Source organism: Roseibium aggregatum IAM 12614 (assembly GCF_000168975.1).
Lineage (GTDB): Bacteria > Pseudomonadota > Alphaproteobacteria > Rhizobiales > Stappiaceae > Roseibium > Roseibium aggregatum.
The window spans coordinates 153,500-178,571 of sequence record NZ_AAUW01000005.1; the positions used below are offsets into that span (position 1 = coordinate 153,500).

At 60.8% G+C, this 25,072-nt stretch carries 18 protein-coding genes; 8 read left to right on the plus strand and 10 right to left on the minus strand.

Annotated elements, in window-relative coordinates; genetic code table 11:
- Positions 1–138: 138 nt before the first annotated feature.
- The 6 genes from SIAM614_RS08385 to SIAM614_RS08410 form a co-directional block, all read right to left on the minus strand.
- Positions 139–2,349, minus strand: coding sequence for a 3-hydroxyacyl-CoA dehydrogenase NAD-binding domain-containing protein (locus SIAM614_RS08385; RefSeq protein ID WP_006933609.1), 2,211 nt, complete (start codon positions 2,347–2,349; stop codon positions 139–141).
- 18 nt (positions 2,350–2,367) lie between these two features.
- Positions 2,368–2,751, minus strand: coding sequence for a cupin domain-containing protein (locus tag SIAM614_RS08390; RefSeq protein ID WP_006933610.1), 384 nt, complete (start codon positions 2,749–2,751; stop codon positions 2,368–2,370).
- 2 nt (positions 2,752–2,753) lie between these two features.
- Positions 2,754–3,962 (minus strand): acetyl-CoA C-acetyltransferase, encoded by a 1,209-nt coding sequence (locus tag SIAM614_RS08395; RefSeq protein ID WP_006933611.1) that lies wholly within the window; start codon positions 3,960–3,962, stop codon positions 2,754–2,756.
- A gap of 27 nt (positions 3,963–3,989) precedes the next feature.
- Positions 3,990–4,628, minus strand: a complete 639-nt coding sequence (locus SIAM614_RS08400) for a glutathione S-transferase family protein (protein WP_006933612.1) — start codon at positions 4,626–4,628, stop codon at positions 3,990–3,992.
- Between the two features lie 105 nt (positions 4,629–4,733).
- A complete protein-coding gene (locus SIAM614_RS08405; protein WP_006933613.1) occupies positions 4,734–6,530 on the minus strand; it encodes an acyl-CoA dehydrogenase C-terminal domain-containing protein in 1,797 nt (598 codons plus the stop codon).
- Positions 6,531–6,861: 331 nt separating this feature from the next.
- The gene (locus SIAM614_RS08410) at positions 6,862–7,323 is read right to left on the minus strand and encodes a MerR family transcriptional regulator (protein ID WP_040439631.1); all 462 of its coding nucleotides are present in this window, start codon (positions 7,321–7,323) and stop codon (positions 6,862–6,864) included.
- A gap of 422 nt (positions 7,324–7,745) precedes the next feature.
- Here SIAM614_RS08410 and SIAM614_RS08415 point away from each other — a divergent pair, with 422 nt between their 5' ends.
- The 4 genes from SIAM614_RS08415 to SIAM614_RS08430 all read left to right on the plus strand — a co-directional run bounded on the left by SIAM614_RS08415 (position 7,746) and on the right by SIAM614_RS08430 (position 15,304).
- Positions 7,746–11,837 carry a peptidoglycan-binding protein gene (locus SIAM614_RS08415; protein WP_006933615.1) on the plus strand — a complete coding sequence of 1,364 codons (4,092 nt, stop codon included), beginning with the start codon at positions 7,746–7,748 and terminating at the stop codon, positions 11,835–11,837.
- Between the two features lie 460 nt (positions 11,838–12,297).
- Positions 12,298–13,227 (plus strand): sulfite exporter TauE/SafE family protein, encoded by a 930-nt coding sequence (locus SIAM614_RS08420; RefSeq protein ID WP_040439633.1) that lies wholly within the window; start codon positions 12,298–12,300, stop codon positions 13,225–13,227.
- Positions 13,224–14,006, plus strand: coding sequence for a TIGR02186 family protein (locus SIAM614_RS08425; RefSeq protein ID WP_006933617.1), 783 nt, complete (start codon positions 13,224–13,226; stop codon positions 14,004–14,006). Before SIAM614_RS08420 ends, SIAM614_RS08425 begins: the two co-directional genes overlap by 4 nt.
- Before the next feature lie 179 nt (positions 14,007–14,185).
- Positions 14,186–15,304 carry an AI-2E family transporter gene (locus tag SIAM614_RS08430; protein WP_006933618.1) on the plus strand — a complete coding sequence of 373 codons (1,119 nt, stop codon included), beginning with the start codon at positions 14,186–14,188 and terminating at the stop codon, positions 15,302–15,304.
- Between the two features lie 35 nt (positions 15,305–15,339).
- Here the strand turns inward: SIAM614_RS08430 and pdeM are convergent, their stop codons facing one another.
- The 3 genes from pdeM to SIAM614_RS08445 form a co-directional block, all read right to left on the minus strand.
- Positions 15,340–16,077, minus strand: coding sequence for a ligase-associated DNA damage response endonuclease PdeM (pdeM, locus tag SIAM614_RS08435; protein ID WP_006933619.1), 738 nt, complete (start codon positions 16,075–16,077; stop codon positions 15,340–15,342).
- Positions 16,074–18,578, minus strand: a complete 2,505-nt coding sequence (locus tag SIAM614_RS08440; RefSeq protein WP_040439635.1) for a ligase-associated DNA damage response DEXH box helicase — start codon at positions 18,576–18,578, stop codon at positions 16,074–16,076. Before SIAM614_RS08440 ends, pdeM begins: the two co-directional genes overlap by 4 nt.
- A gap of 142 nt (positions 18,579–18,720) precedes the next feature.
- The gene (locus SIAM614_RS08445; protein ID WP_006933621.1) at positions 18,721–18,903 is read right to left on the minus strand and encodes a hypothetical protein; all 183 of its coding nucleotides are present in this window, start codon (positions 18,901–18,903) and stop codon (positions 18,721–18,723) included.
- Positions 18,904–19,004: 101 nt separating this feature from the next.
- On the opposite strand from SIAM614_RS08445, the gene SIAM614_RS08450 reads away from it, so the two are divergent.
- Genes SIAM614_RS08450 through SIAM614_RS30505 form a run of 3 tightly spaced genes read left to right on the plus strand, consistent with a single transcriptional unit; the run spans position 19,005 to position 21,915 of the window.
- Positions 19,005–20,027 (plus strand): ligase-associated DNA damage response exonuclease, encoded by a 1,023-nt coding sequence (locus SIAM614_RS08450; RefSeq protein ID WP_006933623.1) that lies wholly within the window; start codon positions 19,005–19,007, stop codon positions 20,025–20,027.
- A 51-nt stretch (positions 20,028–20,078) separates the two neighbouring features.
- Positions 20,079–20,522 (plus strand): DUF4440 domain-containing protein, encoded by a 444-nt coding sequence (locus SIAM614_RS08455; RefSeq protein ID WP_006933625.1) that lies wholly within the window; start codon positions 20,079–20,081, stop codon positions 20,520–20,522.
- A gap of 4 nt (positions 20,523–20,526) precedes the next feature.
- Positions 20,527–21,915, plus strand: coding sequence for a right-handed parallel beta-helix repeat-containing protein (locus SIAM614_RS30505; protein ID WP_050789349.1), 1,389 nt, complete (start codon positions 20,527–20,529; stop codon positions 21,913–21,915).
- A 251-nt stretch (positions 21,916–22,166) separates the two neighbouring features.
- Here the strand turns inward: SIAM614_RS30505 and SIAM614_RS08465 are convergent, their stop codons facing one another.
- On the minus strand, positions 22,167–24,260 hold the full coding sequence (locus SIAM614_RS08465; protein ID WP_006933627.1) for a DEAD/DEAH box helicase: 2,094 nt from the start codon (positions 24,258–24,260) through the stop codon (positions 22,167–22,169).
- Positions 24,261–24,637: 377 nt separating this feature from the next.
- Between SIAM614_RS08465 and SIAM614_RS08470 the strand changes: the two genes are divergently transcribed.
- Positions 24,638–25,018: a hypothetical protein gene (locus SIAM614_RS08470; protein WP_208983921.1), complete on the plus strand. Its 381-nt coding sequence runs from the start codon at positions 24,638–24,640 to the stop codon at positions 25,016–25,018.
- Positions 25,019–25,072: the final 54 nt, after the last annotated feature.

Genomic DNA, 25,072 nt, shown 5'->3' on the forward strand with positions numbered 1-25,072 from the left:
CAGCCTGCCCATGCCTAATTCCAGGCAGAACTGTGCATGACAAGTCATGCCGGATCAAGTTTTGTCGTAAAATGCTAACAATTGTTGGCGCGCGACTGTCCGATGCCGCTCCCATGCGGGAGCGGCATCGGCTCATGATCAGGCGGCGTCCTTGACCTTGGCGTCCGCTTTGGGCGGAAATTTGCCGTAGAAGGTCTCGTTTTCCTTGGCCATATCCTTGAGCAGCTTGTTGGGCTTGAAGCGCGGGCCCCACTTGCGGGTGAACTTCTTGCAAAGCTCGACAAAAGCTGGCGTACCCATCATGTCGATGTAGCTCAGCGTGCCGCCGGTATAGGGGGCAAAGCCAAAGCCAAGGATCGAACCGACATCGGCTTCACGCACATCCGTCAGGCACTTTTCTTCAAAGATGCGGGCGGTTTCGAGTGCCTGCATCACCAGAAGCCGCTGCTTGAGCTCTTCGATGTTGAAGCTCTCAGCCGGCTTCGGCTGGCCGGTGACTTCCGGAATGCCGGGCCACAGGCTCTTGTCCTTGCCCTTGTAGTCGTAAAAGCCCTTGCCGTTCTTGCGGCCGAAACGCTCCTGCTTGACCACCATCTCTTCCAGGATATTGTCGAGCGGACCCTCGACATATTTGACACCAAGGTCCTTGCGGGTGGCGGAGACGATCTTCCAGGCGAGGTCCAGCGCCACTTCATCGCCAAGCGACAGCGGGCCGACCGGCATGCCGGCCATCTTGCCGGCATTCTCGATCATGGCCGCCGGAACGCCGTCCGCCAGCATCATCAGGCCTTCGCGGATGTAGGTCATGACGACGCGCGAGGTGTAGAAGCCACGGCTGTCGTTGACGACGATCGGGGTCTTCTTGATGGCCTTGATGTAGTCGAGCGCCATGGCGAGCGCACGGTCGGAGGTGCGCTTGCCGAGGATCACTTCCACCAGCATCATCTTGTCGACGGGCGAGAAGAAGTGAATACCGATGAAATTCTTCGGCCGCTTGGACGCCTGCGCCAGCGAGGTAATCGGCAAAGTCGAGGTGTTGGAAGCGTAGATCGCGCGGGACTTCATCACCGCCTCGGCCTTCTCCGTCACCGCTTTCTTGATGTCGCGGTCCTCGAACACCGCCTCGATCACCAGGTCGCAATCGGCAAGGGCTTCATAATCGACGGTGGCGGTGATCTTCGACAGCAGCTTTTCCTTCTGCTCCTCGCTCGCCCGGCCGCGCTTGATCGCCTTGGTGATCAACTCGTCGGAATGAGCCTTGCCCTTGTCGGCGGCCTCCTGGTCTCGGTCGATCAGGACGACGTCGATGCCGGCCTGCGCGGTGACATAGGCAATGCCTGCGCCCATGAATCCTGCGCCCAGAATACCGATCTTGCGGATCTTGTTCGGCCGCTGATCGGCCGGGCGGCGGGCCAGCTTGTTCAGCTCCTGCATGGAGACGAACAGCGAGCGGATCATGTTGGCAGCTTCGGGCGTCTGCAACACCTTGGCGAAATAGCGGCTTTCCACCTGAAGCGCGAGATCCATCGGCAACTGAAGGCCTTCGACAACCGAGCGCAGCAGGTAGCGGGCACCGGGATAATTGTCATGGGTCTCGCGGCGATAGATCGCATTGGCGGCCGGCCAGAACTGAAAGCCTGCCGGGGAATAGACATTGCCGTTCGGCAGCTTGTAGCCCTTCTTGTCCCAGTCCTTGACCGGGTCGAGGCCTGCTTTCAGCATCTTCTTGGCGGCAGCGACCAGTTTCTTGGTCGGCGCGACCTCATCCACCAGTTTCATCTGCTTGGCCTGCGGGGCACGCAAGGTGCGGCCCTGGAGCAGGAACTGCATGCCCTGCTGGCCGTCGGTCATGCGCATCACGCGCTGGGTGCCACCGGCTCCCGGGAAGAGGCCGACCTTGACCTCCGGCAAGCCCATTTTCAGGCCTTCGTCAACGACACGGCCATGGCAGGCAAGCGCCAGCTCGGTGCCGCCGCCCATGCAGGTGCCGGCAACGGCTGCCACGAAGGGTTTGCCGCAGGTTTCCAGCTTGCGGTAGACCTGAGACAGCTTGCGCGATCCATCGAAGAGCGCCTTGGCGGCCGCTTCCGCGTCATTGCCGCGCTTGACGTGGAAGTCCTTCAGGAGGCCTTCCAGCATGGTCAGGTCAGCCCCGCCGGAAAAGGCGGATTTGCCGGACGTGATCACGGCACCCTTGATGGCCTCGTCCCCGGCAATCTGGTCGACAATCGCATCCAGCTCGTCCATGACCGACAGATCGATGACGTTCATCGATTTTTCCGGCATGTCCCAGGTGATCAGGGCGAAACCGTCCTCATCGGTTTCAACGGTGAAATTCTTGTAGCTCATCTGATGGTCCTCCTCGGGTCAGGCGCCGGCCGACTGCAGATGGGCGCGCTGTTGCGCAGCCGTCTTCGTGCCGTCGACGACAACGTCGCCGGTGTGTTTGGTCTCTGCGGGTTCGAACAGCATCACCCAGCATTCGTCTTCTGCGAGCGGATTATGCTCGACGCCCTTGGGCACGACATGCATGTCGCCCGCATTCAGGACGACGTCGTCCCGGTCGCGGTAGCGAATGGTGAGGCTGCCCTTGACGATGAAGAACAGTTCGTCCTCGTCCTGGTGGTCGTGCCAGACGAACTCGCCTTTCAGCTTCGCAAGCTTGACGCTCTGATTGTTGACATCGGCCACCACGCGCGGAGACCAGTAGTCGGTGATCTGGGCGAACTCCCTGTCGATGTTGCTGATCATGGTCAGACCCTCTCGATGATGGTCGCCGTTCCCATCCCTGCGCCGATGCACAGCGTGACGAGGGCGGTGTTGAGATCGCGGCGTTCCAGTTCGTCGAGCACGGTGCCGAGGATCATGGCACCGGTAGCGCCAAGCGGATGGCCCATGGCAATTGCACCGCCATTGACGTTGACGATTGCCGGATCGAGATCGAAGGCCTGCTGGTAACGCAGAACGACGGAGGCGAAGGCTTCGTTGATCTCGATGAGATCGATGTCCTTGATGTCCATCTTGGCGTTTTTCAGCAGCTTTTCGGTGACATCCACCGGGCCGGTGAGCATCAGGGCCGGTTCGGAGCCGATGTTGGCGAAGGCCTTGATGCGGGCGCGCGGTTTCAGGCCGCAGGAACGGCCCGCGGTGCTGGAGCCGATCAGGACAGCGGCAGCCCCGTCGACTATGCCGGAGGAGTTGCCGGCGTGGTGGACGTGCTTGATCTTTTCGATTTCCGGATGGGCCTGAATGCCGACCGCATCGAAACCGCCCATGTTGCCCATCATCTCGAAGGAGGGGTTGAGCGAGGCGAGCGACTGCATGTCGGTGTCCGGCCGCATGTGCTCGTCCCGGTCCAGAATGGTGATGCCGTTGACGTCCTTCACCGGCACGACCGATTTGGAAAACCGGCCTTCGTCCCAGGACTTGCCGGCACGCTTCTGGCTTTCCACCGCGTAGGCATCGCAGTCATCGCGGGAAAAACCGTATTTGGTGGCAATCAGATCTGCCGACACGCCCTGAGGCATGAAATAGGAGGGGATGGCGACCTGCGGTTCGATCGGCCAGGCGCCGCCCGAAGCGCCAAGGCCGACGCGGCTCATGCTCTCCACACCGCCGGCGATCACCAGCTTGTGCTGGCCTGCCATCACCTGGGCCGAAGCCATGTTGACCGCATCGAGACCGGACGCGCAGAAGCGGTTGATCTGCATGCCCGGAACCGATTTGTCGTAACCGGCTGCAAACACCGCCGCACGGGCAATGTCGCCACCAGCTTCCCCGACCGGGTCGACACAGCCCAGGACGACGTCGTCCACCCGGGTCGTATCGAGGCCGTTCCGGTCGCGGATCGCTTCCAGCGCGGTGGCTGCCAGACGGACGGTGGGCACTTCGTGCAGCGAACCGTCCTTCTTGCCGCGTCCGCGCGGGGTGCGCACGTGGTCGTAAATATAGGCTTCGGGCATCAGATCCTCCTCTAGATCGGATTCGCCTCAGGTCTTGTCCGGCAAGGGATGACCGGGCATGAGGTCGTAAGGATGTTTCCAGCCGGGCAGAGCCTTGATCCGCCCCAGCCACTTGGTGACATTCGGATAAGCGTCGAGATCGATCCCGAGCTCACCTTCGTAAAAGAGGTAGCTGCACAGCGAGAAATCCGCGCTGGTCGGCTTCTTGCCGATGGCGAACTCGTTCTTGGCAAAATGCTTGTCCAGGATGGCAAGAGCGGATTTCGAGCGTCCGTCGAGCCATTTGACGACGTCCGTTTCGCCGGTCTTCATCAGCGTGCGCAGGAACCGCAGCGGGCCGAGCAAGCCGGAAACCTTCTGGTTGTCGAAGATCGTCCAGCGCAGGATCTCCCGCCGTTCTTCGTCGTTTTCCCAGCCGAAGGCACCGAATTTCTCGGACAGGTCGTCCATGATGACGGCGGACTGGGTCAGGATGTTGTCCCCATGAACGAGCACGGGCACTTCACCCATCTCGTTCAGCGTATCGCGGAACTCTTCCGTACGGGTGGCTCCATTGAAGAAGTCGACCCATTCCGGCTTCCAGTCGGCACCGCACAGTTCCAGCATCAGGGCCACCTTGTAGGAGTGCCCCGACTGGGCCATGCAGTGAAGAACGTATTCAGCCATAACTTGAAAATCCCCTCGCAAATCAAATTGGAACGCGACTATAGCGGCCGGTTTCGATTTGCGGGCTCAAATTTCCGCCATCGGTCAGCCAGTCCCCGGACGCCCTTAAAAGGCGTCCGCGGCAACCGACATCATGGTTTCGGAGCCGGACGAGATCCGGGCGAGGTGGGCGGCTGTTTCCGGCAGCGTGCGCTCCATGAAGAAGCGGCCGAAAGTCAGCTTGGTTTCCAGCCAGTCCGCCTTGTCTCCTGCACCTTCCGCGGTCTTTTCCTGGATCGTCTTGGCAATCTTTGCCCACATGTAGCCCATGGCGACGAGACCGAAGAGGTGCATGTAATCGACCGAACCGGCGCCGGCATTGTCCGGGTTCTTCATGGCGTTGTTCATGAACCACATGGTCGCGGCCTGCAGATCGTCCATGCCCTTCTTCAAGGGGGCGGTGAAGGCGGCAAGGGCTTCATTGTCCTTGTTCTCCTTCAGGAAGGTATTGACCTCATTGAAGAAGCTCATGACCGCGCGGCCGCCATTCGCTGGCAGCTTGCGGCCGACGAGGTCCAGGGCCTGAATGCCGTTTGCGCCTTCGTAGATCATGGCGATGCGGGCATCGCGGACGAATTGCTCCATGCCCCATTCGCTGATGTACCCATGACCGCCGTAAAGCTGCTGCGCATTGACCGCATTGGCGAAGCCGGTGTCGGTCAGAACGCCTTTGAGCACCGGGGTCATCAGGCCCATCATGTCGTCTGAGAACTGCTTGGATTTTTCGTCGTCCGAGCGGTGCGAGACATCGCCGTGAAGCGCGGTCCAGATGATCAGCGCCCGGGCAGCTTCATTGAAGGACCGGATTTGCATCAGGGTGCGGCGCACGTCCGGATGCACGATGATCGGATCGGCGGGCTTGTCCGGCGCCTTCGGTCCGGTGAGGGCACGCCCCTGAATGCGGTCCTTGGCGTAGGTGACCGCGTTCTGATAGGCGACTTCCGACTGGGAAAGCCCCTGAACGGCGACCCCGAGACGGGCCTCGTTCATCATGGTGAACATGGCGCGCAGGCCCTTGTTCTCCTCGCCAACCAGCCAGCCAGTGGCATCGTCGTAGTTCATCACGCAGGTCGCGTTGCCGTGAATGCCCATCTTGTGCTCGATGGAACCGCAGGAAACGCCGTTGTTGTCACCCACCGTACCGTCGTCGCCGATCGCATTGCGCGGCACGACGAACAGCGAAATGCCCTTGGTGCCTTCCGGCGCGCCTTCGATGCGGGCCAATACCAGGTGGATGATGTTTTCCGCCATGTCGTGCTGACCGGCGGAAATGAAGATCTTGGTGCCGGTAATCTTGTAGGAACCGTCGGCCTGCGGCACCGCCTTGGTGCGGATAAGGCCGAGATCCGTTCCGCAATGCGGCTCTGTCAGGTTCATGGTGCCGGTCCATGTGCCGGCGATCATGTTGGGAAGATAGGTCTGCTTCTGCTCGTCCGTGCCGTGGATCGTCAGGGCGGCCACGGCACCCGCCGTCAGGCCCGGATACATGGAAAAGGCCATGTTTGCCGACGAGGCGAACTCGTTGAAAATGGTGGTCAGCGTGTGCGGTAATCCCTGGCCGCCGTAGTTCGGATCGGCGGACAGCGTGCCCCAGCCGTTTTCGCAAAAGGCCTTGTAGGCTTTGAGAAAGCCCGTCGGCGTCGTAACGGAGCCGTCTTCATTGTGGGTGCAGCCTTCATTGTCGCCGGTCTGGTTCAGAGGCTGAAGAACTTCTTCTGCAAACTTGCCGCCCTCGCGCAGGATCGCTTCCACCAGGTCGAGAGGCGCATCGGCAAAGCCCGGAAGGTTGGAGTATCGGTCGTAGCCGAACACGTCCTTCAACAGGAAAAGCGTGTCATCGACGGGAGCGGTATAGCTCGGCATGGAAATCCTCCCAGATTTGCCGTTTATGTCTCGACCTTACGTTTCCGTAAACGTCACCTTGAGCTCTATATACGCGTCTAGTTTTTTTCCGGCAAGTGGTATCCCAACGGAAGGGGTGACAAAAAAATACGCCTAAAACATGCTGATGGGAATGATTTCCGCGAGTCCGGCACACGAATTCGTGTTGAGAGGGCGTATTTTTGAGCAATTTCGTCAGTTTGAGAAAAGAGTGCCGGTTCACGTAAAACGTGCATAACGGCAATTCCGCAAACGAAAACCGCCGGAGTTGCCTCCAGCGGTTTCAAATCTCTCAGGTCGAAAGGGAAGGGGCTTATGCCTCTTCCGCTTCCTTGTGCTTCAGCATGCCGGAGACGATCTCGACAGTGCGCGACAGTTCCTCGATGGCCTGTTCGATGTCCTTGCGCTGTTCTTCCAGAACGGCGATCTGTTCGTTGAACTTGGATAGCGCAACGCGCAACTGGGTCACCTGGCCGTCGCGCAGGTCGTAAAGGTCGAGCATGTCGCGGATTTCGGACAGGGAAAAGCCGACGCGCTTGCCCATGAGCACCAGCTTCAGGCGGGCGCGGTCGCGGCGGTTATACACCCGGTTCAGGCCATCACGCTTCGGGTTGAGCAACCCCTTGTCTTCGTAGAAGCGCAGCGTACGCAGGGTACAGTCGAATTCTTTTGCCAGGTCGCCGATGGTGAACTGGGTTTTCTTGGTGCTGTCGTCGGTCGCGGACACAACGTCCACAAGATCATCTTCATTGAGGATCGAAAGAGCTTCGCTCATAGCAGTTTGTTCTCGTTTTTCAGCCGTTGCCCGGCTCATCGTTGATGTTATGCAGTTTTCGAAACCCGCTCCGAAGACATGGTCTGCGGTGCGTTCGCAGGTGACGCGTTTGTGTGCACAGTGGCTCAGCCGGTTTCTTGCGTACTATTTAGCTTACGTTTGCGTTAACGTCCAGTCACGGAAGGTCGTCGGGGAAAATTTCGTTAACGTAGCGTTCGCCGATTCGCTCCACCCTGTTCCCTTGAAATGCGGATATTCATTCGAAAACGGACTGTTTTCGCATTTAGCAACGCCAATTAACGGCCTGTTTACCCTAAAACGACAAAGTCTTTCAAAACGCTGCGCCTGTCCCGTCCTCGACGGAAATTTGGTGCAGCCTGCTCCATCAGCGGTCTGAATGACCGTCAGCCCAGGGTCAAGAGATGCCGGCTTGGAAGAAAAACGAGGCAGGACGCCGCGGCCGTGATGCGTATGAAGGCGACGACTTTTACGATGCACCGCGCCGCGAGCCGGCGCGCAGTCGTATCGAAAGGTTGACGCGCACTGCAACGGCGCTCGGCGGCCAGGACCGTTATCCCTCCGAAGAACGCGACGAGGATCTCGATGCCGTGGCGGACGAGCTGGACCGCCTGCTGGCCGATCAGTCTGAACCACGTCGGCCAGCAAACAGGCCTGAAACCCACCGGCCCGAGCCGCGTCAACCTGCGCCGCGCCGCCGAGCGCAGCACAGGGAGCCGGGCATCGATGACGTCATGGGTGCGCTGGATCGTCTGGACGAACAGGTGCAAGGGCTGTCAAGGCCGGATCCGAGGCACGACTACGGACAGGACTATCGTTCCGATTTCGCCGACGAGCCGCTTCGGTCCGCGCCAAATCCGCGTCCGCGCCCCGGCAGTTACGCCATCGACAATTTGCCTGCCGAAGATCCCTCCTATGAAGAAGACGAAGCTTACGGAACGCAGTATACGCGGCAGCCCTCCCGTCACCGGGAACGGGACGGACGCGGCAGAAGCGACGCGTCCATGCATATCTACAAGGACCTTGGCCGCCGCATCGATGCGTTGAGAGCGCCGCAGGAACAGGCCTTCAATCAGGTGCGCGACGAGCTTGGTTCGCTGCGCGAGGCGCTTGGCGGCCTGTCGCGCGGCACCAACGAAACCGTGAGCCGGCAGAATGCGGAACTGCGCCGCTTGTCCGACATGGTCGAGCGTTTGCGGGCCGACAAGAAGAACGATCAGCTTGCCCGCGATATCCGCAAGGAAGTTGCGGACCTGAAGGACATGGTCGGCCGCACCAATGTGGAAGGGGCTCTGCAGACCCTTGAGCATGGCTATGCCCACATTCTGCAACGCCTCGACGAATTGTCCCGTGCTTCGGTCGATCCGCGCGTTCTGAGGGGCGTGACCGCTCGACTCAACGAAATCGAGGACGCCTTTGCCGCGCTGCCACGGTCCGAGCACATGATCGTGCTGGAAGACCGGGTCATCAGCATTGCCGAGCGTATGGAAGAGCTCTTGCAGCGCAAGGGCCATGACGAGATCGAGCCCCTTCGCGCAGAATTGCGGGAAGTGCGCGGCTTCGTCGAACAGATCGACATCAAGGGTCTTGTCGAGGGCATCGATGACCGGATGAAGTTCGTCTCCAGCCGGCTGGACGATCTGGAAGTGCTGGCGCGTGAACAGCGTGGCCTGGACAGCCGTCTGTCCGCCATGGAACAGCGCATGCCGGAACCGGAAACGATCTCCAGGCTGCAGGGCCGTCTTGAGGACATCGTCGGCATGATGGCCGATGACCGTGCAGCTCCGGTCGACAGCCAGCATCTGGGCCAGGTCGACCGGCGTCTCGATGAGATCGTTGATCGCCTGGAGCGGATGGAACAGGCCGGGCCGCTGCCTTCAGCCAATGCAGGAGCCTTCGCGGCCCTGGAGCAGCGTCTGGAAGCGATTTCCGGCAAGATCGACGCAATCGAAAAGAAGTCGGCTCGTCCCGTGCCCGTTCTGGATGCGGCAGCCATGCGGGCTGGCGGCAATGCACCCGACACCAAGTTCCTGGTCCAGCTTCAGGAACGGCTGAACGATCTGACCGAGCGTCTGGATCAGCCGAAAGACACCGTCACGACATCCGATCTCGACAAGCTTCGGGCGGAAATCGGGTCCATGCGCGCCAGCGTGTCCGCTCCGGCCTCCACCGAGGCGCTGGAACAGCGGATTGCCGATCTGGCGCAGGTCGTGTCGAAGGGCGCCGAAGTGACCGACGACGGCCGCTTCGAACAGCTTGGCGCGAAGGTTGCCGCGCTCGCCGAACAGATCGAAAGCACGTCCTCCCGTGCCTTCAGCATGGAACAGTTCTCGCCGTTCCTGGAGCGGATCGAGAAGGGCCTGGAGAAAACCCGGTCGGACGTCGTCGAGATTGCCCGCGAAGCAGCTCTGGAAGCCATCGAAAACGCCCCGACAGCTCGTAGCGGCCAGTATGACCAGGCCATTACGGAGCTTCAGTCCGATCTGAAGCGGTTGCTGGATGCGGCCGAAGGAAACGACGAACGGACACGCAACACCTTTGACGGGGTCAAATCCGTTCTCGGATCGCTGACAGAACGCCTGGACAATCTGGAGCGTGCCGAACATTTCGGCGAAGCGCCGGCCTCCAGCTTCTCGCCGATCAATGTCGATGAGCCTGCTCCGCTCTTCTCCAAGAGGTCCAGGGCGAAGAAGCCGGAAGGCGATCAGCGGCCGGTTAACGCACCGCGTTCCGATGACCGGACCCGGGACCGCAAGGCCGACTTCATTGCCGCCGCCCGGCGGGCCGCACAGGCAGCGTCTGCCGAAGCTGCTCAACTGGAAAAGCGCCAACAGACGGTCGAGGAACCGGAAGTGGCCGACGAGGAACGCGGCAAGGCACGCGTCGGTTGGCTGCGCAACGTCCTCAAGCGCGACAAGTCCGCCGCCAAGGCAGATAAGGTTGAGCCGGTCGAAGATCTGGAACTGAAAGCCGAGGAAGTCGCCGATCAGGCGTTCGAATCCCAGGATGCGACCGTCCTCCCGGGCGACCGCCCGGCGCCGGAAACGCCGCAGGCCTCCAATGGCCGCCGCCGCGCCATTCTCTACACCGCTGCTGCTGTCGTGCTGCTGCTCGGAACGCTGCAGGTGTTCCGCATGGCAACCGGTGTCCCGGAAGAGGGTGACCAGCTTGCTGCCAATACGCCGGAAACCGTTGAAGCCGTGCCCGCGCAGGACATGGCGGATGCGGCTCCGGCACAGGCAGATGCCCATCCGGTAGCTGATACTACAGGCGGAGTTGCTCTTGCAGAAAGCCGCGGCGCCGAAGCTGAGGGCCCGCAACCAACGGGCTCTGAACTTGCAGCATCTGGAGCAAGCACCCCTCTGCCGGACGACGCAGGCGATGCAATGACGCCGCAGGCGCCGGCCATGGCAGCAGCACAGCCGGCTCCGGCTCCCTCGGCACCGGTCACCGAGAGCGGCACCGTACAGACAGCTTCTGCCACCGGACCGCTTGCCCCGGAAACCGAACTGGCCTTCGCTCCGCCTGCTGGCGTTGCCAGCACCTTTGGCGCAGCCGGTGAAAGCACGGTGTCAGGGTTCCAGCCCGCAAGCGACGCCGGTGCGCCGGCAAACCTCCTTGCCAACCTGCCGCCGGAGGGCGTTGGTCCGATGGCGCTGCGCAGCGCCGCTGCCAGTGGCAATGCGGCTGCAGAGTTCCTGGTGGGTGTGAAATTCACCGAGGGGAACGGTGTCCCGGCAGATCTGGCCAAGGCTGCGGTCTGGTATCAGAAAGCCGCCGACAAGGGTCTCGCGCCCGCTCAGTACAGGCTCGCAAGTCTTTACGAAAAAGGCCGCGGCGTCGACAAGGACCTGCCAAAGGCAAAAGCCTGGTACGCCAAGGCCGCCGAGGCAGGCAATGCGAAAGCCATGCATAACCTTGCCGTTCTTTATGCGGAAGGGGGCGGTGAACAGCCCGACTATGCCGCTGCCGCAAAGTGGTTCGAGCAAGCCGCCAACTTCGGCGTCAAGGACAGCCTGTTCAACCTGGGCATCCTCTATGCCGGAGGTATCGGTGTCGATAAGGATCTGGTTGCCAGCTACAAGTGGTTCGCCATCGCGGCCGATCAGGGCGATCCGGAAGCGGCCAAGCGCCGTGACGATGTCGCCAACATGATGGACCAGGAAATGCTCGCCAATGCTCGGCTTGCCGTCGAGAGCTTCAAGCTGAAGACACCGGACGCGGCAGCCAACAAGGTGACGATGGAACCGGCTTGGGTGGATGCCGCTGCATTGCCGGCGGAAAAAGTGTCGATCCAGGCTCCCGACAACACGGCCATGGTCAAGGAAGCTCAGGACAAGCTGAACTATCTCGGTTTCGACACCGGAACGCCGGATGGTCAGATGGGGCCGCGCACCCGCAGCGCGATCCGCGCCTTCCAGCGCAGCCTCGGAATGCCGGAAACCGGAGAAGTTGACAGCCGTCTGCTGGACGAGCTGAAAAGCCAGGCGATCTGACCCGGCACGCGCCGATCCAAAGGGACCGGCGAAAGATATGGCGATCAGAAATCGGAGAGACGCCCAGTCAGGCTTGCTGCCCGGCTGGGCGTCTTGGCTTTGTGGCAGCGCTTTTCATCTCTCCTTACGCCGGAAAGAGAACGTGTGCGGCAAGCAAACGTGCCTTCGCTTGCGGTGAGCCAGGCTTTCTGCCAGCGTCTGCTTTGCAGTGGATAAGGCCATGGCAAAAATGCCATCAGATTTTTGACGGGAGAAACGGTATCGGGCACGGTCTTTGAAACGGGACTGATGCCGGGATAAATTCGCAACGCAATGGTCGAATTCCGCCGGTCACTGGTCTAAAATCGGCGAATGGAACGGAACCGGCCCGCAGGCCGGTTGACAGGCCGGACAGTACAGGTCTTTAACCATTTCATCGTAATCATTAAGCAGTCATTTCTGCAATTTTCCGGTTGATCCCGTGCAATTATACCTGCCCATAGCCGAGATTCCGGTGAATATCTTCGTGATATTCGGCATGGGCGGTGCCGTGGGGTTCCTGTCGGGCCTGTTCGGTATCGGCGGCGGGTTTCTGCTGACACCGTTGCTGATCTTCTCCGGCATCCCGCCAGCGGTTTCCGTTGCGACCGTCACCACCCAGGTGGTTGCTTCGTCGTCGTCGGCTGTCGTCACCTACTGGCGACGAAAGGCCATCGACCTGAAACTCGGCACGATCCTGCTCTGCGGTGGTGTGCTGGGCTCGCTGATCGGCGTCATCCTGTTCCAGGTGTTACAGTCCGTCGGTCAGCTTGATGTCGTGATTTCGCTGTCCTATGTGACGTTCCTGGGCGCCATCGGCGGCCTGATGCTGTTCGAATCCATCCGTGCCATCCGGCGGCGCAAATCCGGTGTAGCGCCCAAAGCGCGCAAACCCGGGCAGCATAACTGGATCCACGGTCTGCCGCTGAAAGTGCGCTTCCGCCGCTCCAAACTCTATGTCAGCGTCATTCCGGTTGTCGGGCTGGGCGCGATCATCGGCTTTCTCGGCACGATCCTGGGTATCGGCGGCGGCTTCATGATGGTTCCGGCGTTGATCTATCTGCTGCGCGTTCCGACCAACATCGTCATCGGCACCTCCCTGTTCCAGATCCTGTTCACGATGGCGGCCGCAACCGTGTTCCATTCCATGGGAACCAAGACGGTCGACATCGTTCTGGCCATGACGCTGATGATCGGTGGTGTCATCGGAGCCCAGTTCGGGGCCCGCATGGGCCAGAACTTGCGCGGCGACCAGCTCCGCCTGCTGCTGGCTTTGCTTGTTCTGGCTGTCGGACTGCGTTTTGCGGTCGACCTTCTGCTGACGCCGGACGATTTCTATTCCATCGCGATCCGGAAGGGGGCAGGGGCATGAGCCGGCTGATCCTTCTTCTGTCGATGGTTCTTTGTCTGACGACAGGCGCACAGGCGCAGAACCGGCCCGCTCAGGAACTGGTGACGTCCCTGTCGTCGGATCTGATCTCGATCCAGTCCAATTTCACGGGCACGGAAATCGTCATTTTCGGGCAGGCCAGCAACATCGAGCGCCAGCCGAACGATCCCAGCGGTTACGAACTTGCCATCGTTGTGGAAGGTCCGCCCCAGGATATTACCACGCGCCGCAAGGGCCGCTTTCTGGGGGTGTGGGTCAACCGCGAGGCCGAGCGGTTTCAAAACGTTCCTTCCTATTATGCCGTCGCCAGCACGATCAACATCAGCAACATGGCCAACCGCACGGTGCTTGATGATCTCGGCATCGGCCTCAACCACATCAATCTGGCGGTGTCAGGCGTTTCCAACGTGGCGCTGTCCGACCGGGACGATTTTCGCCGTGCCTTCGTCCGGCTGCGGAAGCAGATGGGCCTCTATTCTGAGCAGGAAACCTCGATCACTTTTCTGACCGACACGATGTTCCGCACCAATATTCCGCTGCCGGCCAACATTCCGGTGGGCGACTACAAGGTGAAAAGCTTCCTGTTCCTGCATGGCGATGTGGTGGCCCAGACGGAGCAGACACTGGCCGTCGCAAAAAGCGGTTTTGAACAGGTTACCTTCGAAATGGCACAGTCCTATCCGCTGTTTTATGGCCTCCTCGCAGTCTCTCTGGCCATTTTCACGGGCTGGCTCGCCGGCGTGATTTTCCGCAAGGATTAATCAGTCTCCTTAGGTCTGCCCGGAGCCATCCAACTCTGCCGGTTCGGATTGCTGGCATCTGCGCAACACCTTTGGTGCGCAGCGTAAAACCGCTTGCCTGCGCACTTTCCACTGGCACTCGCCGCTGCCGCGGCTATTCTCAAGTCCAGCGATTTTCCAGACCGTTGGGGCAGGCGGACATGACAGAAGAACCCTCATCTACAGCACGGGTGGAAACAGTCGTGAAAGCGGACCCGACGCTCGACGCCAGGGTCATCGACATTGCCATCCGCCTCGGCGTTCTCGGGTTATTCGCCTATTTCTCGCTTCAGCTCGTGGCGCCGTTCTTTCTGTTTCTGGTCTGGGCCGTGGTGCTGACGGTCGCGCTGTATCCCGTCTTTGGCTGGCTGACAGCCAGGCTTGGTGGACGCAAGGTTCTGGCGGCAGTGCTGATCACCCTCTGCTGCCTGGCGATTGTCATAGGGCCCGTCGCCGTGCTGGTCGTCAGTCTCGTCGACACGCTGCAAGGGTGGTATCACGGCGTTGCCGGCGGGGTTCTCAAGCTGCCGCCATTGCCGGAGAAGCTGGCCGCTTTGCCGGTGGTCGGTGCGAAGCTTTCCGAAATCTGGCAACTTGCCGGCCAGGGCCTCGAACAGGTGTTTGCCAAGGTCGGCCCGACGCTGGTGCCCGCAGGCAGCCGCATCCTCGGCGTTCTGGCATCGCTGAGTGGCAGCGTTCTGTTCTTCATTGTTTCCATCATCCTGGCGGGCTGCCTGTTTGTGCCGGCTCCCGCTCTGGCCAAAGGCGCCAAGCTGTTCGCCGACCGCATCATTGCTCCGCGTGGGTCTGAGTTCGTCGATCTGGCAGGAGCCACCATCCGCAACGTCTCGCGAGGGGTCATCGGTGTTGCTGTCGTCCAGGGGCTGCTCACAGGCATCGTGCTGATCGCCTTTTCCGTGCCGCTTGCCGGTGTCCTGACCTTCGTTGCGCTGATCCTGTGTATCGTGCAGATCGGTCCGGCACTGGTGATTGTTCCCACAATCATCTGGGCGTGGAGCTCCTGGGACCTGGTGCCGGCGCTCCTGTTCACCGTGCTGATGGTGCCGGTCATGCTCATCGACAATGTGTTGCGCCCGATCCTGATGTCCCGGGGCCTCAACGTGCCGATGCTGGTGATCCTGATAGGGGTTCTTGGCGGCACCATAGCCTATGGCTTGATCGGCCTGTTTCTCGGGCCCGTCATCCTGGCGGTGTTCTATGAACTGGTCATTGCATGGGTGAAGGCAGGCGAGAAGAGGTCGGCTGAAGAGACAGCCTGACGAAAGACAGTTGCGGGATCAGAAACCGAGACCTGTCAGTCCCCGACCAGCCTGCTGGCGGTGAAGGGGAACAGGCGGTCGTTGCCGAGCATGAAGACCGAAAACTGGCGCCGGCGGAACAGCATGCCATAGGCTTCGTCGGTGACGTTGAGGCCACCTGTCAGCGCGCCGAAGGCGGGCAGGACCAGACGGGTGCCGTCGGTGACGAAACAGGCCCGGCGGATCGAACGTCCGAAACGGCGCACGCGGGCAGCCGGATGCAGATGGCCGCAGATTTCTCCAGCGGTTGATGTAGAGCCGACCTTCTCGATCGGTTCGTGGCGGAAGGTCAGCGGACCTATGGTGATTTCATCGACCGTGACACCGCACAGGCGAACCGGTGCAATCGGGTCATGGTTTCCGGTGACCCAGATCCATTCACGGCCGAGTTGCAAGGTTGTCAGCATGGCCCGGTACGGCGCGGGCAACCGGTCGGACCCGTCTGGGTCGTGGAAACTGTCTCCAAGGCAAACGACGCAAGCCGGATCGAAGGCATCGATCACACCGGCAAGCTTCTCCAGCGTTGCCCCGGTGTCATAGGGCGGCAGCATCACGCCGCGCCGGGCGTAGCTGGAGCCTTTCTCAAGATGGAGGTCGGCCACCACCAGGGTGGATTCGTCCGGCCACCACAGAATACCGCTGTCATGCAGACCGACCAGCTGGCCATTGATCTGAATGTCATGACATACCGGCGCAGCAGCATATTTGCGCAGATGGGATGTCAGGGCACTCATTCCATAGCCTCCAGTACGAGTTCTTCGGCTGCCTCTGCCAGCAGCGTGTCCATGGCTTCCCCGTAGACCGGTTCTTTCCCTATTTCCAGGAGAATTGGCACGGCAAGGGGTGACACATGCGGGAGTTCAGTATGCGTGATTCGTCCACGTATACGGGCAAGAAGTTCCCCCAGACGCGAGATATCCAAAAGTCCTTCGGCGGCATCGTTCCAGGTTGCCTTGAGAAGTATGTGGTCTGGTTCATGGGCTCGCAGCACGTCATAGATCAGGTCCGAGGAAACGGTTACCTGCCGGCCCGACTTCTCCAGCCCCGGATGGCGGCGTTCGATCAGACCGGCAATGACAGCACAATTACGAAACGTACGTTTCATGAGGCTGGATTCGGCGAGCCAGGCATCGAGATCATCCCCGAGGATGTCTTCCTCGAACAACCTGTCCAGGGGAATTCGGCCAGAGGAAAACAGCAGAGACAGATCGCCAAGGCCCCAGACCGCAAGCGCATAATCGTTGGCGACGAAGCCGAGCGGGTTTGCACCCAGGCGTTCCAGCCGCTTGGTCAGCAGCATTCCCAGGGTCTGGTGCGCCAGGCGCCCTTCAAACGGATAGCAGACCATGTAGTGCTTGTTCGCGCGCGGAAACGTCTCTACCAGGAGGCCGTCCTTCGCCGGCAGCACGGATTTCTCCTGCTGGATGGTCAGCCAGTCGCGCACCTGTTCCGGCAAGGCCTTCCATGTCTCGGGCGTCGCCAGCATCGTGCGGACACCTTCGGCGAGATAGGTGGAGAGCGGAAACTTGCCGCCCATGTAGGACGGGATCATCGGATTGTCCGATGTCGTGCGCGAGACATAGGCCTCGTTTTCGCGGATACCTTCGAAACGCACGACCTCGCCGCCGAAAAGGAACGTGTCGCCCGGCGCCATCTGTTCCAGGAAATACTCTTCCATCTCGCCCAGCACCCGGCCGCCGCGGCCCACGGGCGTCCTTCGTCCCGAAGCCTTGGACCGCACCAGCCGCACCTTCAGCATCGGTGCTTCGACGATGGTGCCGACGTTCAGCCGGTATTGCTGCGCGATCTTCGGGTGGGAGATGCGCCAAAGCCCGTCCTGGCCCTTCCGCAGCTTGGCATATTGATCGTAGCTCTTCAGTGAGTAGCCGCCGGTGGCAACGAAATCGAGGACCCGCTCGAAGGTCTCCCAGTCTAGGTGCCTGTAGGTTTCCGAGGACCGCATTTCATTGAAGACATCCAATGCATCCAGCGGGTCCGCGCAGGCGAGGCCGAGCAGATGCTGGGCAAGCACGTCCAGCGCGCCCTGGCGCAGCGGCGGCGTGTCCTGGTCGCCGCGCATCGATGCGGCAAGGGCCGCCTGGCATTCGAGCACCTCGAACCGGTTGGAGGGAATGAGGATCGCCTTTGACGGCTCGTCCATGCGGTGATTGGCGCGGCCGATCCGCTGGGCAAGGCGGCTGGCGCCCTTCGGTGCGCCGATGTTGATCACCAGATCGATGTCGCCCCAGTCGATGCCCATGTCGAGCGAAGAGGTCGCGACCACCGCCTTCAGGGCGCCGGAGGCCATGGCCGTTTCGACCTTCCGCCGCTGGCCGACATCAAGCGAGCCGTGGTGTAGCGCGATCGGCAGCGTATCGTCGTTGATCCGCCAGAGTTCCTGAAACACCATTTCAGCCTGGCTGCGCGTGTTGACGAACAGCAGCGACACGTTGTGCGCCTTGATCAGCTTGTAGATGTCGGCAATGGCATAACGTGACGAGTGGCCGGACCACGGCACACGTTCCTCGCTGTCCAGGATCGAGATGTCGGGCTTGGCGCCACCGGCGACCTCAACGACGTGAGACAGCGCCCTGCCATCCGGGTCGGGCTGATCCACAAGATAGGCGCGCAGGTCATCCGGTTCGGCGACAGTTGCCGACAGGCCGATGGTTCTGAGGTTCGGCGCCAGTCGCCGCAGACGGGCGAGGCCAAGCGCCAGGAGGTCGCCGCGTTTGGAAGTCACCAGCGCATGCAATTCGTCCAGAATGACGGTTCGAAGCGAGGCGAACATGCGGGCCGAGGCCGGGTCTGACAGCAACAGGGCAATCTGCTCCGGCGTGGTCAGCAGAATGTCCGGCGGATTGAGCTTTTGCCGCTGGCGCTTGTGTGACGGCGTGTCACCGGTCCGGGTCTCCAGCCGGACGGCAAGATCCATTTCGGAAACCGGAGCCTCCAGATTGCGGGCAATATCGACCGCAAGCGCCTTCAGCGGCGAGATGTAAAGCGTATGGATGCCATTGCCCGCAGAACCGGGTTTGCGCTTTCCCCGTGCTTCCAGCTCCACCAGGCTGGGCAGGAAGCCTGCCAATGTCTTGCCGGCGCCTGTCGGGGCAATCAATAGTGTGGAATGGCCCTGTTGAAGATGATCGATCAGTTGAAGCTGATGCGGCCTCGGAGCCCATCCTCGCGAGGCGAACCAGCTTTGGAATCTGTTCGGTAGCAACTGCACGTCCATGGCTTGGTTTTAGGCCAGGGCTTGGCGAAAGGCGAGGGGGATGTTCCTAGATTGTTCGGCTTGTCTTCAGGTGACTTTGGGTCAACCCTACCGAGGCATGACCTTGGGCGGTTCTTTTGAAATTATTGGATTTTTGAGAGCTCTATTGGCCACGGTTCTGTCTGCCTGTGTGGGCGCAAAGGGTTCTGATAGCTTCGCCTGCCGCTGCACTCTCGGAAATCAGCTTGCCTTCCAGCAACGGTATCGCGGCGGGCGACTGCGAACAGGCGGCGATGCATTTTGCCATGGTCTGATGCTTGAACAGCGGTGCAAGCAGCTGCCGCATCGAGTATTCCCATTCCCATTACCATGATCCAAGACACCGCCATGCAGCCTTTTCGCCGCAGGACCATGGCACAACCGCAAATCAGGCCTATCTAGCGACCGATGTCCGATCTTCTGACGCTCACACCCGAAGGCCTTTATTGCCCTGAAGCAGGTGTTCATATCGATCCCGTCCGCCCGGTCGAAAAGGCTGTCATCACGCATGGTCACGCCGATCACGCCCGGTCGGGCCATGGCGCGGTGCTGGCGACCCGCCAGACACTCGACATCATGGCAATCCGCTACGGCGAGAACTTCTGCGGGGCGGCGCAGGCAATCCATTACGGCGAGACGCTGAAGCTTCGGGATGTCGAGATCTCGCTCCACCCTGCGGGACATGTGCTTGGCTCTGCCCAGATTCTGCTGTCATCTGCCGGGCGGCGGACCGTCGTCTCCGGCGACTACAAACGCCAGGCGGACCCGACCTGTGTGCCTTTCGAAGTGGTCCCCTGCGATACCTTCGTGACCGAGGCGACTTTTGGGCTGCCAGTGTTTCGGCACCCGCCGGCGCGAGAGGAAATTGCCAAGCTGCTGTCGTCGCTGGAGTTGTTTCCGGAGCAGACCCATCTGGTCGGGGCCTATGCGCTCGGCAAGGCGCAACGCGTTCTCGCCGAACTGCGGGCCACCGGTTACAGCAAGACGATCTATATGCATGGTGCACTGGAAAAGCTGACGGCCTACTACCAGAGCCAGGGGATCGATCTTGGCGATGTCGAGCCTGTCGGCCAGCGTGGCAAGGAGCTTGCCGGTGAGATCGTTCTCTGCCCGCCCGGACAGCTCTCGGACCGATGGTCCCGCCGCTTCGGCGATCCGGTTGCGGCTATGGCCTCGGGCTGGATGCGTGTCAGGGCGCGGGCGCGCCAAAGAGGGGCCGAACTGCCGCTGATCCTGTCCGACCATGCCGACTGGGATGACCTCTGCCGTACCATTCTGGAAACGGGTGCCGAGCAGATCTGGGTGACCCACGGCGCCGAGGAGGCACTTGTCCACTGGTGCGAATTGAATGGACGAAACGCCCGTCCGCTCAATATGATAGGTTATGACGACGGCGAGGACGCCGACGTTGCGCGGGCCGCACAAGGCTGATCAGGCCCGCATGGAATTGCGGCATATTTTCCTTTTGGGGGAGAGGCATTCATGGCGGACGACGGTGGATTTGCAGGTGCCGGCAACGGCCAGACAAACGGGGCCGGGGCCAGTGCCAACGGCGACGCGGAAGAAGCGATCGCCCAGCTTTTTGATGACTATCAGGCCGGTTTCAACGACTACGATATCGACAGGATCTGCGATTGCTTCGCGCTGCCGACCATCATCTGGCAGCACGAGAAAGGCCATGTCTTCAACGACGACGAGGAGCTGATCGAAAATATCGAGGCGCTCCTCCAGGCATTGGAAAAGGAAGGCGTGTCCCATTCGGATTTCCATGTCGTCTCCAGCCACGTCAGCGGCTCGGCCGCACTGGTGACCCTCGACTGGAGCCAGGAAACGGCCGACGGCGAAGCCGTCTTCGAATTTACCTGCCATTATCAGCTCATCCAGGACGGAGCGGATTGGGTTATTGCCTGCATCATCAATGAATAAAACGATGAGCGGGAATGCAGGACGTCTTGTTCTGCCGGTCCTTTCCCTGCTTGGTGCCCTGTCGGTGCCGGCTGTGGCCGAGACACCGAAAACCTATGGTGCGCTGACGCCTGCACCGGAAAGCATGAGAGACTGCGCGCTCCCGGACATGGCACCCGGAAAGGTGCTTCTGGAGACCGATTGCCGTTATACGAACCCGATCGTGATCTCCACCGGCAATGTCATTCTGGACTGCCGGGGAGGCACCATCACGGGAATGCACCGGCGCGGCATCACCATTCGGCCGGGTCTGGAAAATGTCACCATCCGCGATTGCCGCCTGGAGGACACCGGCGGCATCCTGATCGAAGGTCAGACGCCGACGGACGATGCGGCTGCACGTGACGAGGCGCGGGCAAACTCGTCGCAAGGCGTCGTGCTCGACCATCTGACCATCACTCAGTCCTACATGACCGGCGTCTTTGTCGATCACTATGTGGTTGGCGCGACGATCCGCAATTCCATCGTCGCGGATGGCCACCATGTCGGCATCTACCTGGAGCACGGATCGCAGAAGAACGTCGTTTCGGGCAATCTGATCCGCAACAACGGCCTGTTCACCAACAAGGGTATCCGGCGCATCGGCCCGACCCGCCGCGAAGGCCTGTCCGTGGATGGATCCGCCTACAATCTCATTGAAAACAACATCTTCGACAGCAACGCCTTCGGCGGCATCTTCCACTACAAGAACTGCTGGGAATTCCACACCACCAACCCGGAAAGCCGCCCGCGTCTTCAAGGATCGGACGGCAATGTCATCCGGGGCAACGTCTTTCGCAATATGGATATCGGCATCTGGGTTGCCTCGCGCCAGGCGCGTGATCTGGTGATGTGGGACTGCGGCGACAAGAGCCCCTACGACAACCCGGTGTCCTTGGCCCCGATGATGGGCGAGCGCCCCTGGGGCAAGTCCGACAATTTTCTGGGGTATCACTTCAATCCGGAACTGATCGCCGGTTTTGTCGACAAGAACGCGCTTGCCCCCAGGTGGCCGTTTCCGATGCGACTGAACCTTTTTGAGGATTTCGCGGAAGACAACACCTATGAGGGCAATTGCTTCGAAAACCTCGTTACCGGCATCCGGATTGAAGACGACGGCAACACGGTCAGGGACAATCTGTTTCTGGGAGACTTTGAATATCTATATCTCGGCAGTCCGTTCCGGGCGAAAATGCTGAACCGGCCGATCGAGCGAACCGTGATCGAAGGCAACGAGAATGTCTCCCCCTCGGGGCGAAGCTTCCTGCAGAACAGCTTTCTTGCGGATGGCGAGCACAAGGAGACCGTGATTAACCAGCCCGATGTCGGTTCCGCCGAGCGAAAGCCGAACACCTGCAAAACGGGACAGAGCTAGTCCGGTTCAAAAGAAAAGCCGGTGACACTGGTCACCGGCTGTTGTTGTTCACCGGCCCTTCTCTTTGTCATCCCGGACGCAGCGAAGCGAAGATCCGGGATCGGGGAACCGTGTAACTTTCAGAAAAACCTGAAAACAGAAAGGCTTGTGCCGCCTCGATCCCGGCTCGCGCTACGCTTGACCGGGATGGCGAAAGGTGAGGCAAGTCTGGGTCACCGCCTATGCCGGTGACACTGGTCACCGGCTTTCGGTCAGGGTTTGGTTTTCGTAGCCTTGCGCTCGGCGCGCGAAGGCTTGTTTTTCTTTCCGGCTTTTTTCTTGGCCGGTGCTGCGTTGGCTGCGGGCCGGCTGCGTGGCTTGCGCCGTTCACCTTCAGGCGCATCCGCGGAACGGCTCTTGCGTTTGGGAGCCTGGTCACCATCGAGATCGCGGGCCAGGTCCTTGGTGTTCAGCGGCTCGTAGGCAGGGTGATGCGGCACGAAATCATCGTCGCCGGACCGGCGACGGGGTTTCCCACGCGGTCCGTCAAACTTGCCGCGCGGCCCGTCGAATTTGCCTCGGCCTTCGCGCTTCGGGCGGCCCGTCTTCAGGCTGTCTTCAGCACCGAGGTTTTCATAGTCCGGTGCGTCTGCACCACGCGGACGGCGCTTGGGCGGACCGGAGCGGTCAGAGCGCTCACGGCGAAAGCTGTCTTCCTTCGGCGGAGCAGGGATCTTGCCACCACGCGCGTCGAGCAGCTTGATGGTCGCATTTTCCTCGCCCGTGCCTTCGCGCTTGACCACATCGGCAAAGCGTTGGCCATGGCTGCCGGCGATCTCGAAATAGAGCTCGTTCTGGAAGATTTTGATCGCGCCGACTTCCTTCTTGGTGACATGGCCGGCACGGCAGATCATCGGAAGAATCCACCGCGGTTCGGCGCGCTGGCGGTGGCCAAGCGACAGCGAGAACCAGATGCCGTCTTCGAACTTGCCGGTGATTTCCGCGGTGCGGCCACCGCGCGAGCCGGCATCCCGGCCTCTGAGCGAGGTTTCATCGACGTCCGAGACCTCTTCCGGGGCGGGCAGACGCGACTGACGCAATTTGACGAAGGCTGCGGCGAGCTGTTCGGGGCTGTGAAGCGCAAGCAACTCGTTCGCGATGGCCAGTTCTTCTTCTTCCAGTTCCACTTTCAGGGCCGGATCGGCAAGAAGCCGTTCCTTGTCCTTGGCGCGGATGTCGTCCGCGGTCGGAGCGCCTTTCCAGGTTGCCGTGATCCCGGCGAATTGCAACACGCGTTCCGCCTGACGGCGGCGCGGGAAGGGGACCATCAGCACGCAGGTGCCCTTGCGGCCGGCACGGCCCGTACGGCCGGAGCGGTGCAACAGCGCAGCCTTGCCGGTCGGCAGGTCGGCGTGGATCACCAGATCTAGGTTCGGCAGGTCGATACCGCGTGCGGCCACGTCGGTTGCCACACAGACCCGGGCGCGGCCGTCTTTCATCGCGGCCAATGCGCTGGAACGCTGTTCCTGGCTGAGTTCGCCGGAAAGGGAAACGATGGAAAAACCGCGGTTTGCGAGACGTGACGTCAGCCGGCTGACGGCTTCACGGGTCGAGCAGAACACGATTGCCTTTTCCGCCTCGTGCTGACGCAACACGTTGATGATGGCGTTTTCGCGCTCGTTCGGGGCCACCGGATGGGCGACATAGTCAATGTCGCCATGCTGTTCGCGCGCATTGATGGTCGACAGACGCACGGCGTCTTTCTGGAAGCGCTTGGCCAGTTCCGCGATCTGCCTGGGAACCGTTGCGGAGAACATCAGCGTACGCCGGTCCTGCGGCGCGGCGTCCAGGATGAACTCCAGGTCTTCGCGGAAGCCCATGTCGAGCATTTCGTCGGCTTCATCAAGAACGACGGCCTTGATCTCGGAAAGATCCAGAGCGCCCCGTTCGATATGGTCGCGCAATCGGCCCGGCGTTCCGACGACGATGTGCACGCCGCGTTCCAGTGTCCGCCGTTCCATGCGCGGATCCATGCCGCCGACGCACGAGGCCGTCACGGCACCGGCTTCGTTGTAAAGCCAGGTCAGTTCTTCCTTCACCTGAAGGGCAAGTTCGCGGGTCGGGGCAATGGCCAGGGCGATGGGCGCGCCTGCCTGGCCGAGGGTGTCCTTGCCGTCCAGCAGGGTGGGAGCAAGCGCAAGGCCAAAGGCAACGGTCTTGCCGGACCCGGTCTGTGCGGACACCAGAAGGTCGGCTTCCGGTGGAGCGTCGCTTAGAACGCTTTCCTGTACGGAGGTGAGGTTTTCATAGCCACGTTTCGCCAGCGCGGCCTTCAGCGCCGGGGCGAGAGAAGTCAAATCGGTCATAGAAATCTTTCAACTGCTCCGGATCTTCTGCATGCCAGTCAGCAGTCTACCGGATAGGGCCATCCAGTCATGGGCCCGTGGATGGCCGCGGCTTATACAGGTATTTTCCGCATCCGTCCATCCCGCATTTCAGGGCGTCGCACATGCCCCTGACAAAAACATCGAGTTTTTCCGCCGATACCTTTGCGGGATATTGATATTTATACCGCAGGTTGGTTCTTGCTCAAAATTTCATCTTCAGGTTATTCAAATTGTTAACTTGCCCCAGCGTTAATTTGCGCACCTGCTGGTTGGGGGAAGACATACTGAAATCAATTCGAGTTCAGATCGCGCTGCTGGCGATCGTTCCATTGCTTGCTTTCGTCGTACTTGGGGCAATGACGATAGAAGAGGCTTACCGGGAAAGCCGGCATGCCTCTGAAATTCAGCCTATCGCCGACATGGCCCATGGCATTGAAGGCTTCCTCGAAGAAATGACGCGTGACGTCGAGGAGCGGCGCCGTGCGACCCGAAAGCAGGAAATGGGGCAACAGGTCACGCTTGTGACAGAGGGTGGCAAGGTGTTCGAGACGCGCCTGATGAACAGTTCCGAAGGTGGCATCGGCGTGATGTATTTCGAGGGCGCCCGCGTCGGTCAATTGGTGATCTATGAGGACTTTTCCGGTCGGAAGTTCCCGATGGAAATCAAGTGGGTGAGCGACGACACGGTGGGGCTCCAGTATCGTGCGGAAGCTGGCAGCATGGCTGCTGCTGCCTGATTGGCATTAAGCCACCTCGCACATCAACCCTTTTCAAACCTGTTGGCCTGACCG